Source organism: Streptomyces hilarionis (genome assembly GCF_024539675.1).
Lineage (GTDB): Bacteria > Actinomycetota > Actinomycetes > Streptomycetales > Streptomycetaceae > Streptomyces > Streptomyces hilarionis.
Map to the genome: position 1 here is coordinate 38,877 of NZ_JAHHIT010000075.1, position 10,324 is coordinate 49,200.

A 10,324-nucleotide genomic window follows, 5' to 3' on the forward strand; every position below is an offset into this window, starting at 1 on the left:
CCGGGTCACAGCTGCGTGGGGCCTCGCTGGGTGAGGCCGTACTTCTTCGCGATCTCGTTCCAGAGCTGCGCGGCCCGGGTCTTCTGGGCGCTGGCGGTGCCGCTCGCCCGGTTGCCGGCCTGCGCCTCCCCGGTCGCCCGGGCCGAGCCCTTCCGGCAGTTCTTCTTCTTGTCGCCGGCGACCTGGTCGGCCCAGGCGGCGTAGTGGTCGTCGGCCGAGGCGGACGCCTGCCAGGCCTTGGTGAGGGCGGCGGTCAGCGCTTCGTGGTCCGGCAGCCGGTCGACCTTCAGCCCGGACAGCTTCGTGACCAGGCCGGTGCGCTGCTGGGCCGCGTCCCGCAGGTCCGCGGCCGCCTGGGAGAGGTTGCCGCACGCCTTCACCGAGGCCACCGCGCTGATCACGCTGGCCCGGCTGCTGCCGCTGTCGGCGAGCAGCTTGTCCAGCTCGACGGCCTGCTGCCGGGCCCCGTCGGTGGACGTCGACGCGGATCCCCCGGCGACCGGGGACGACGCGGCGACGGTCTTGTCGTCGCCGCCCTTGTCCCCGCCGCCGCCCGCGAGCAGCGCGCCCGCGCCGATCCCGACGACCGCGAGCGCCACGCCGATCGCCGCGAACAGCGGCACACGGGAGCGGCGACGGCCGTCGCCCGCGCCGTCGTCGTCGTGGGCCGCGCGTCTGCCGCCCGTCGCCGGGCCGCCGGGCGGGATGTGGGAGGGCTGCCCGTACGAGGGCCGGGGAGAGCGGGCGGCCGGTCCGGCCGCGTAGCCCTGCGGGCCGTGCCCGGGGCCGTCCGGCTCGCTGAAGCGCGGGAGCTGCTGCGTGGACCCGGCCTGGCCGTCGCCGCCCGGTCCGCCGCGGAAGAGGTTCTCGAAGCCGGCGGGCGGCTGTCCGTCCCCGCCGCCCTGGCCCGGGACGGGCGGGATGTACTGGGTGGCCTCGGAGTCGGGGTGCGCGCCCGGCTGACCGCCCGGGAAGGCTCCGGCGCCGGACGCCTGCGGCGCGGCGTCGCGCGGGGTGCGGCCCAGGAAATGGGTCGACTCGGCCGGGCTCTCGGGCGGCAGCGCGCCCGGCGCGACCGGCGGGAGGTACTGCGTCGCGCCCTCGTCGGCCCGGGCGGCCGGGACCGGCGGTATGTACTGGGTCGCGCCCTCGTCCGCGGGGACCGGGGGTATGTACTGGGTGGCCCCATCGTCGGCCGGGACGGGCGGTATGTACTGCGTCGCGCCCTCGTCGCCCGGGGGCACGGCCGGCGGCAGCGGCGCGCTGCGGCCGTACGCGGCGCCTCCCGGGGCCGGCGCGCCCTCCGGCGGCAGCGGGCCCGCCCCCGTCGGGGAGGCGCCGTTCCACGGCGCCTGGGGGCCGTTCCACGGGTCCTGCTGCCCGGCCTGCCCCGGATGGCCCGGCTGGTGCGTCCCGCCGTGCGGGCGCCCCGGGTCCGGCTGGTCGGCGGGAAGCGGCCAGCCCTGGCCCGGCTGCTGGGGGGCCGACGTCTGCCGGTCGGGGCCCCAGGGCTGCCCCCAGGTCTGCCCGCCGGCCGGCGCCTGCCCACCGCCGTCCGGCTGCCCGTAGTCCTGACTCCCGTAGTCCTGGCTCCCGTACCCCTGTGGCCCGGACTGCTGCTGCGGTTGCTGCTGCGGCTGCGCTGCGGGCTGCCCGTAGGACGGCTGCCCGTAGTGCTGCTGCCCGTACTCCTGCCGTCCCGGGTCCGGCTGTCCGTACGGCTGGGACGGGTCGGGCCGGTGGGCGCCGTAGCCGTCGGCGTGCCCGCCCTGCTGCGGTCCCGGCCGGGCCCCCGGTCGCGGCACGTTCGGCGTCGTTCCCGGCAGCAGGGGTTCCCCGCCGTCGGAGGGCAGCACGATGCCTTCGCGCGCGGGCTGCGCCGAGGGCTCCTCGCCCTGTCCACTCTGCGTCACCGGGGCTCCTACGAATGGGGGACTGTCGCAATCGTCGGCTCACGCTACCGGGTCCCCGGAACCCCGTGCTACGCAGCTCAGGACGTGACCTCCGGCTTCGGCGCCGGACAGTGACGTTCCCGACAGATCCGGAGCGCCGTGCGCCGCGTCCGCCGCCGCCCCGAGGACGGACGGCGTTCTCCGCACGTTCACGCAGCGGCGCCCCGCCCGTTCACGCCGCGGTCTGCAACTCCAGCCGCGCCCCGAACTCCCTTACCACCGACTCCTCGCGGAACGGGTCCAGCCGCTGCTGGAGGTCCTCCAGGTACTCCGCGCCGCGGTTGGAACGAAGCGTCCCCAGCAACTCCACGGCTTTCAGGCCGGTGTTGCAGGCCTGCTCGATCTCCCGCTGCTGCACCTGCGCGGTGGCCAGCAGGACGTACCCGATCGCGCGCCGGCGCGCGCGGCCCGGCGGATGCCCGGCGAGCGACTGCTCGGCGCAGCGCGCGGCCGCCTCGGCCTGACCGAGGTCGCGGTGGCAGTGCGCCAACTCGTCGGCCAGATACGCCTCGTCGAAGTGCGCGATCCACGCCGGGTCGTCGCCGGCGGCCGCGTCCGCCGCCTCCAGCGCGGACACCGCCCGCCCCGAGGCCGTCTGCGCGCCGTGGGCGTCGCCCAGCAGGGCGTGTCCGCGCGCCTCCGCGGCGTGGAACATCGCCTCCGCACGCGGGGTCACCCGCCCGCGCGCCCCTTCCTGCGCGGCCCGCGCCAACTGGGCGATCTCACGCGGGTTCCCGAGCTGCGCGGCGAGATGGCTCATGGAGGCGGCGAGGACGTACCCGCCGTAGCCGCGGTCGCCGGCCGCCTGTGCCAGCCGCAGCGCCTGGATGTAGTAGCGCTGGGCGAGGCCCGGTTGACCGGTGTCGACGGCCATGTACCCGGCGAGCTCGGTCAGCCGGGCGACGGCGGCGAAGAGTTCGCGGCCCACCGCCTCCCGGTAGGAGCCCGCGAGCAGGCCGGAGACGACGCTGTTGAGGTAGTGCACGACGACCGGCCGCACGTGCCCGCTGCCGTACTGGTGGTCCAGGTCGACCAGCGCCTGCGTCATCGCCTTGACGGCCGCCACGTCGGACTGGCCCACGCGGGGGCCCGCGGACCGCGCCACCTGGGCGTCGGGCGCGGAGATCAGCCAGTCGCGGCTGGGCTCGACCAGCGCCGAGGCGGCCACGGACGAGCCGGACAGGAAATCGCGCCGGCCCACGTCGCTGCGCCACAGCTCGCAGACCTGCTCGATGGCCCCCAGCACCGTCGGTGAGAACTGCAGGCCCACACCCGAGGCGAGGTTCTTGCCGTTGGCCATGCCGATCTCGTCGATCGTGACGGTCCGGCCGAGCTTGCGGCCCAGCGCCTCGGCGATGATCGCCGGCGCGCGCCCCCGCGGCTGCTGTCCGCGCAGCCAGCGGGCCACGGACGTCTTGTCGTAGCGCAGGTCGAGACCGTGCTCGGCGCCGCACATGTTGACGCGGCGGGCGAGCCCGGCGTTCGAGCACCCCGCCTCCTGGATGAGCGCCTGCAGCCGTTCGTTCGGCTGCCGCGCGACTAGCGGCCTTGCGGCCATGGGCACTACCCCCTGTGGCTGCGGTGACCGGGGCGGCGGGTGCCCGCCCACACACCGAGTTGACGTGTCTTCCACCGAAAAGTTCCGGCCGAGCAGATCAATGCCCCACGGACCGGCCGAAAATGCGAGGCATGTGAGGATTGCCGATGATTGCCCCGCAATGACGTGCGACGTCGTTCAGAGCCGTGCCATGCCAGGTGATGCCGTGTCATGCCGTGCGGTGCGGTGCGATACGGACGCTGTCCGGGCCGCCGACGGAGAAGCCGCCCCCGCTACCTGGTTACCCGTTCCCACGCTCCTTCCTCCCGCGCGCCCCCGCACATGCACCCATGCGCCCCGAACGCCGAATCGATGCTCCTCCCCCGCGCATTCGGGCGGGCGTAACCCCTGGTGACCGCTAGAGTTGTGTTCATCGTGGAAGAGACCATCGCGGGCGCCGACGTCACTCAAATCCCGAAGCAGCGCGGGGATTCGCTGCTCGAGACCGCTGTTCGCTACGCCGAGGAACGTCATTGGGACGTCTTCCCCGGCACCTGGCTGGAAGCCGTCGACGGGGTGCAGCTCTGCTCCTGCGGCGACGGCGCGTGCGCCGCCCCTGGGGCGCACGCCGCCCGGCCGGACTGGGCGACGCAGGCCACCGGCAGTGCGACGGTCGCGCGCCGGATGTGGCAGAAGCAGCCGACGGCCTCGATCCTGCTGCCCACCGGGCGCACGTTCGACGCGATCTCCGTGCCCGAGACGGCCGGGTTCCTCGCGCTGGCCCGGATGGAGCGCATGGAGCTGACGCTCGGTCCCGTGACCCTGACACCGGACCGGCGCATGCAGTTCTTCGTGCTGCCGGGCGCGTCGGCGAAGGTGCCGGACCTGGTGCGCAAGCTGGGCTGGTCGCTGGGCACCCTCGATCTGGTGACGCTCGGCGAGGGCGCCTACGTGGCCGCGCCGCCCACCCGGTTCGGGTCCCGGGGCGCCGTGCAGTGGGCCTGCCGGCCGACCGCCGCGAACCGTTGGCTGCCGGACGCCGAGGAGTTGATCTCGCCTCTCGCCTACGCGTGCGGGCGGGATCGGTAGGGCGCGTCCCGCGCCGCGTGCGTAGGGTTCGTGCATGACGTCCGTACGCGTGCGCAACCTCTGGAAGCGGTTCGGTCAGCAGGTCGCCGTCGCCGGGATCGATCTCGACCTTCCCTCGGGCAAGTTCATCGGGCTGGTCGGACCGAACGGAGCCGGGAAGACCACCACCCTGTCGATGGTGACCGGGTTGCTGCGGCCCGACCAGGGATCCGTCGAGGTCGTCGGGCACGACGTGTGGCGGGATCCCGTGGAGGTGAAGGCCCGGATCGGGGTCCTCCCGGAAGGGCTGCGCCTGTTCGAACGGCTGTCCGGGCGGGAACTGCTGTCCTACAACGGCCGGTTGCGGGGGCTGCCCGGCGCCGAGGTCGACCGTCGGGCCACCCAGCTCCTCGACGTCCTCGACCTGGCCGGCGCCCAGCACAAACTCGTCGTCGACTACTCGACCGGCATGCGCAAGAAGATCGGGCTCGCGGCCGCCCTGCTCCACAACCCCGAAGTGCTCTTCCTCGACGAGCCGTTCGAGGGCGTGGACCCGGTGTCCGCGCAGATCATCCGGGGGGTGCTGGAGCGGTACACGGCGTCCGGGGCGACGGTCGTGTTCTCCTCCCATGTGATGGAGCTCGTCGAGTCGCTGTGCGACTGGGTGGCGGTGATGGCGGCGGGGCGCATCCGGGCGCACGGCACGCTGGAGGAGGTGCGGGGATCCGCGCCCTCGTTGCAGCGGGCGTTCCTCGAACTCGTCGGGGCGCAGGGCCGGGACACCGGCTCCGACCTCGACTGGCTGGGCGGGGCGAGCCGTTGACCGCCCCCACCGCCGCCCGGGCCGCTGTGACGGCCGGCTCCGCGCCGGGCCTCGTCGCCACCGTCGTCCGGCTGAAGCTGTCCCTGCTGCGCAACGGGCTGCGGCAGTCGAGCGGGCGGCGGGCCGCGTACGTCGCCTCCGCCGTCGTCACCCTGCTGTTCGCCGCGCTGCTGGTGCTCGGCCTGACCGCCCTGCGGGGGCACGCGCACGCCGTGTCGCTGGTGGTGCTGCTGGTGGCGGTGTTCGGCCTGGGCTGGGCGGTGATGCCGCTGTTCTTCCCCGGCGGCGACGAGACGCTCGACCCGACCCGGCTGGTGATGCTGCCGCTGCGCCCCCTGCCCCTGGTGCGGGCGCTGCTGGCGGCCTCGCTGGTGGGCATCGGCCCCCTGCTCACGCTGCTGATGCTGGCCGGCTCCGTGGTGGCGGTGGCGCACGGGCCGGCGGCCTGGACGGTGGGGGTGCTCGCCGTGGCGCTCGCCCTGCTGGTGTGCGTGGCGCTGGCGCGCACCGTGGCCGCCGCGAACACCCGGCTCCTGACCAGCCGCAAGGGTCGCGATCTGGCGGTGCTGAGCGGCCTGGTCATCGCGGTCGGGGCGCAGGTCGTCAACTTCGGGGCGCAACGGCTCGGCACGTCCGGTCTGGGGGAGCTCGATCCGTTGGCGTCCGTGCTGCGGTGGCTGCCGCCCGCTTCGGCGGTCGGCGCGGTGGACTCGGTGAGCAAGGGGGACCACGGCGTCGCGGCCGCCCAGCTCGCCGTCAGCGCGGCGGCGCTCGTCCTGCTGGTGACGGCGTGGGCGCGGAGTATGACGCGGCTGATGACCTCGCCCGACGGCTCGACCCTGCACGCCGCCGAACCGGTCGCGCGCAAGCGGCGGGGCGGGGCGGGACCGGCGCGGCTGCTGCCGGGCGGGCGCACCGGCACGGTCATGGAACGCAGCCTGCGCTACATCTGGCGGGATCCGAAGACCAAGGCGGCCTGGGTGACGTCACTGGCCATCGGCCTGATCGTGCCCCTGTTCAACGCGCTCCAGGGCACCGGCTCGATCTACTTCGCCTGCTTCGCGGCCGGGATGCTCGGCATCCAGATGTACAACCAGTTCGGCCAGGACACCTCGGCGTTCTGGATGGTCGCCATGACGATCTCGTCCACGCGGGACGCCTACGAGGAACTGCGCGCCCGTGCGCTGGCCCTGCTGCTGATCACCCTGCCGTACGCGACGGCGGTGACCGTGCTGACGACGGCGCTGCTCGGCGACTGGGCGATGCTGCCCGAGGTGCTGGGGCTGTCCCTCGCGCTGCTCGGCGCGATGCTCGCGACGGGCGCGTGGACCTCGGCGCGCTTCCCCTACTCGATCCCGCAGGAGGGCTACAAGAACGTCGCCCCGGGGCAGGCCGGGCTCGCCTGGATCGCGGTCTTCGGCGGCATGGTGTCGGCGGCCCTGCTGTGCGCGCCCGTCATCGCGGTGACGATCTGGCTCAACGTCAGCGCGGGCGGGGACGCGTGGACGTGGCTGCTGCTGCCGGGAGGGGCGGTGTACGGCGCGGGCATCACCTTCCTGGGGCTGCGGCTGGCCGCACCGCGCACGGCGGCGCGTCTGCCGGAGATCCTGGCGGCCGTGAGCAAGGGCTGACGGCCCCGACGGCCTCCCGCGCCGGTCCGGCCGCCGCGGCTCCACCGGTCGGCCGCCCCCTCCGGCCCGGCGGCCCCTCCGGTCCCGCCGGGGGGCGCGGGCTCCTGCTCAGGGGGCGTCGGGGGTGAGCACCGCGTCGAGGAAGGGCTCGATCGCCGTGCGCCATCCCTCCGGCTGGTCGTAGTGGACGAGGTGCCCGGCGTCGGCCACCTCGGCGTACTCGCCGCGCGGCAGGACGCGCACCATCTCCTGCGCCTCGGCGCGGCCCAGCTCGCCGTCCAGGCCGCGCACGACCAGGGCGGGGCAGCGGACCTGGGTCAGCTCCTCCCAGTGCGCGTCGTAGACCCAGGTCTCGCGGGACTTGAGCATCTGCTCGGGCTCGAAGACGGGACGCCAGCCGTCCGGCGACTCGTGCATCGCCTCCGCGTAGAACTCGCCCCGGGACGGGTTCGGGCGCTCCACCCAGGGGTCGTCCTCGCCGAACCACTTGCGGACGTCGGCGAGGGTGGCGAAGGGGAGCGGCCAGGAGGCGAACCAGTCGGCCCACTCGCGCTGCGAGGCCGCTCCGAGCGCCGAGGCCCGCATGTCGCAGACGACCAGGCCGCGCACCAGGTCGGGGCGCTTGGCCGCGAGCTGCCACGCGGTGAGCGCGCCCATGGCGTGCCCGATGAGGACGGCCGGGGCCAGCCCGAGCTGCTCGAGGGCGGCCTCCGCGTCCTCGACGTAGGCCTCGCGGGTGAACGCGGCCTGCGGCGGCTTCTCGCTCTGCCCGTGGCCGCGCTGGTCGAGGGCGACCGCCCGGTGCCGCTCGGACAGCCAGCGGGCGGTGGACGCCCAGTGCGAGGCCCGGCCCATCAGGCCGTGCAGTAACAGGACCCCGGAGGTCCGCTCGGGTTCCGCGGGCCGCGGCCGCCCGCCGGAGGACTGCGCCGGGATCCCCTTGGGCGGGTCCCCGAACTCCCAGGCCGCCAGACGTACGCCGCCCGCCCCCGTCACGTCGATGCGTCGCGCCATAGGTCCTGGCACCCCCTAGCCGTCGTACCGCTGCGCTGTCGATGCTCCGTACCGCTTCGATCACCCGCAGGCTATCGAATGCCCTTTCGAGAATGACACTCTCCGCGCACAACACCCCTCGTTCGAGTGACCACCCTCAAGGAATGATCCCCGTCGCCGAGGGGAGATCTTCAGCGGGAGGCGGACCGCTCGGGGAAAACGGTCCGAGGGGAATGACCCTGAGAGCTCGGGGCTCCGGGTCAGCACAGGGGAGGACAGGCCCCGGCGCCGCACGGCGTCGGGGCCCTCCCTTGCTTCGCGGCACACCATCCCGGCCCCCTCAGGTCATATGCCTCACGCGACAGCCTGGCACGACAAGCGCCGCCGCGCTGCGATTCGACACAGGGAATCCCCGATTCGACGAGATCGACGGCGCGCCACAACTTCCCCGTCGGCCCCAGGAGTTGAACAAGGCTCAGGCTCAGGAGGATGCCCCCGGGCAGGCCGGGCGCCCTGGGCGGGCCGGCTCCTCGCCCCGCTTCCCGCCCCGGCCCCGCGCCCTACCGCTTCGCGACGAACACGTGCGACGCGACGTCCGACTCCAGCTCCGCGGCCTCGCCGCCGCTGCCCACCAGCACACCGCCCGGCGACTCCGTCACGCTCACCACCGAGCCCGGCTGCACCCCGGCGCGGCGCAGCGTGTACATCAGCTGCGCGTCCGTCTGGATCGGCTCGCCGATCCGGCGCACGACGACCGTCTTGCCCTCCGAGCCCGGGTCGAGATCGGCCAGCGAGACCATGCCCTCGTCCAGGAACGGGTCCGCGCCGTCCTTCTCGCCCAGCTCCTCCAGGCCCGGGATCGGGTTGCCGTACGGCGACTCCGTGGGGTGGCGCAGCAGCTCCAGGACCCGCCGCTCCACCGCCTCGCTCATCACGTGCTCCCAGCGGCACGCCTCCGCGTGGACCTGCTCCCACTCCAGTCCGATCACGTCGACGAGGAGACACTCGGCGAGACGGTGCTTGCGCATCACGCGCGTGGCCAGCCGGCGGCCCTCGTCCGTGAGCTCCAGATGGCGGTCGCTGGCCACCGCGACCAGTCCGTCGCGCTCCATGCGCGCCACCGTCTGGCTGACCGTCGGGCCGCTCTGGTCGAGCCGCTCGGCGATCCGGGCACGCATGGGGATCACACCTTCCTCCTCCAGCTCGAGGATGGTGCGGAGATACATCTCCGTGGTGTCGATCAGTCCGGACATTCGTGCCCCTCGATTAGCTCTGCCGAAAAGCTCGACCGCTCTACGGCGCGTGCGCTGGCCCTGCACCCAATTCTGCCGGATACCACTGACAAGCGTGCCTCGCCGTCCGAACGCGCGGGCCGCTTCCCGGGCCTTGCGGCCGCACCCGGAGCGTCCCGCGCCCCCACCCGCGCCCCCGTCCACGCCCCCCGCGGCCGTCGGCGCCGGCCGTATTGACAGCGCACTGGTCCAGACCGCACGGTGATCCGCGACACGGACAGCGACACCTCCACCGACACGGCAAAGGGGCCCCTCGGATGAGCGACCGCAAGCTCGCCGCCCAGTTCTTCGACGCCGCCGTCGCCCTGCTGCAACGGGTCCGCGACGAGGAGGCCGAGGCCGTCGACGCCGCCGGCACGCTCCTCGCCGACACCGTGGCCGCCGGCGGCCGCCTCTTCGCCTTCGGCGCGGGACACTCCTCGCTCGCCGCCCAGGACGTCGTCTACCGGGCGGGCGGCCTCGCGCTCATGAACCTGCTCGTCGTGCCCGGCGTCGTCGGCGTGGACGTCGTCCCCGCCACCCTCGGCTCGGCCCTCGAACGCGTGGAGGGGCTGGCCGGCGCCGTCCTCGACACCTCGCCGCTGCGCGCGGGCGACGCCCTCGTCGTCGTCTCCCTCTCGGGCCGCAACGCGCTGCCCGTGGAGATGGCGCTGAACGCCCGCGCCCTGGGCGTGAAGGTCATCGGCGTGACCTCGGTCGCCTACGCGACGCAGACCACGTCCCGCCACGTCACCGGAACGTTCCTGAAGGACCACTGCGACGTCGTCCTCGACTCGAAGATCGCGGTCGGCGACGCCGAGCTCGCCCTCGACACCGTCCCCGCGCCCTTCGCGCCCGCCTCCACGGTCGTGACCTCCGCCCTCATGCAGGCCGTCCTGGCCACCGCGGCCGGCGCCCTCGCCGAACGCGGCATCGAGCCCCCGCTGCTGCGCTCGGGCAACGTCGACGGCGGCCACGAATGGAACGGCCGGATCCTGGACGAGTACCGGGACCGCATCTTCTACCGGCACTGACCCGGACCCGCCCAC

Annotated in this window: 8 protein-coding genes; 4 read left to right on the forward strand and 4 right to left on the reverse strand. The window is 74.3% G+C overall.

All coding sequences use genetic code 11. The annotated features are described in order from the left end of the window. Window positions 1–5: 5 nt before the first annotated feature. Window positions 6–1,913: a hypothetical protein gene (locus KMS84_RS19640; RefSeq protein WP_256917603.1), complete on the reverse strand. Its 1,908-nt coding sequence runs from the start codon at window positions 1,911–1,913 to the stop codon at window positions 6–8. 211 nt (window positions 1,914–2,124) lie between these two features. Then, complete coding sequence (locus KMS84_RS19645; protein ID WP_256917604.1) at window positions 2,125–3,510, reverse strand: NsdA family TPR-like regulatory protein; 1,386 nt, start codon at window positions 3,508–3,510, stop codon at window positions 2,125–2,127. A gap of 405 nt (window positions 3,511–3,915) precedes the next feature. Between KMS84_RS19645 and KMS84_RS19650 the strand changes: the two genes are divergently transcribed. Genes KMS84_RS19650 through KMS84_RS19660 form a run of 3 tightly spaced genes read left to right on the forward strand, consistent with a single transcriptional unit; the run spans window position 3,916 to window position 7,011 of the window. Beyond that, window positions 3,916–4,578, forward strand: a complete 663-nt coding sequence (locus KMS84_RS19650) for a bifunctional DNA primase/polymerase (RefSeq protein WP_256917606.1) — start codon at window positions 3,916–3,918, stop codon at window positions 4,576–4,578. 34 nt (window positions 4,579–4,612) lie between these two features. Further along, window positions 4,613–5,380, forward strand: coding sequence for an ABC transporter ATP-binding protein (locus KMS84_RS19655; protein WP_256917608.1), 768 nt, complete (start codon window positions 4,613–4,615; stop codon window positions 5,378–5,380). Between the two features lie 26 nt (window positions 5,381–5,406). Continuing rightward, on the forward strand, window positions 5,407–7,011 hold the full coding sequence (locus KMS84_RS19660; RefSeq protein ID WP_256917635.1) for a transporter: 1,605 nt from the start codon (window positions 5,407–5,409) through the stop codon (window positions 7,009–7,011). Between the two features lie 108 nt (window positions 7,012–7,119). Here the strand turns inward: KMS84_RS19660 and KMS84_RS19665 are convergent, their stop codons facing one another. Both KMS84_RS19665 and KMS84_RS19670 read right to left on the reverse strand, forming a co-directional pair. Further along, the gene (locus KMS84_RS19665) at window positions 7,120–8,025 is read right to left on the reverse strand and encodes an alpha/beta fold hydrolase (protein ID WP_256917609.1); all 906 of its coding nucleotides are present in this window, start codon (window positions 8,023–8,025) and stop codon (window positions 7,120–7,122) included. 539 nt (window positions 8,026–8,564) lie between these two features. Next, window positions 8,565–9,257: an iron-dependent transcriptional repressor DtxR gene (locus KMS84_RS19670; protein ID WP_256917610.1), complete on the reverse strand. Its 693-nt coding sequence runs from the start codon at window positions 9,255–9,257 to the stop codon at window positions 8,565–8,567. 296 nt (window positions 9,258–9,553) lie between these two features. Between KMS84_RS19670 and KMS84_RS19675 the strand changes: the two genes are divergently transcribed. Next, the gene (locus KMS84_RS19675) at window positions 9,554–10,309 is read left to right on the forward strand and encodes an SIS domain-containing protein (protein WP_256917629.1); all 756 of its coding nucleotides are present in this window, start codon (window positions 9,554–9,556) and stop codon (window positions 10,307–10,309) included. Window positions 10,310–10,324 lie beyond the last annotated feature (15 nt).

Coding starts and splice junctions, on each gene's coding strand:
- KMS84_RS19645 (WP_256917604.1), bottom strand. CDS start 3,510: ATGGCCGCAAGGCCGCTAGTCGCGCGGCAGCCGAACGAACGGCTGCAG.
- KMS84_RS19655 (WP_256917608.1), top strand. CDS start 4,613: ATGACGTCCGTACGCGTGCGCAACCTCTGGAAGCGGTTCGGTCAGCAG.
- KMS84_RS19665 (WP_256917609.1), bottom strand. CDS start 8,025: ATGGCGCGACGCATCGACGTGACGGGGGCGGGCGGCGTACGTCTGGCG.
- KMS84_RS19670 (WP_256917610.1), bottom strand. CDS start 9,257: ATGTCCGGACTGATCGACACCACGGAGATGTATCTCCGCACCATCCTC.
- KMS84_RS19675 (WP_256917629.1), top strand. CDS start 9,554: ATGAGCGACCGCAAGCTCGCCGCCCAGTTCTTCGACGCCGCCGTCGCC.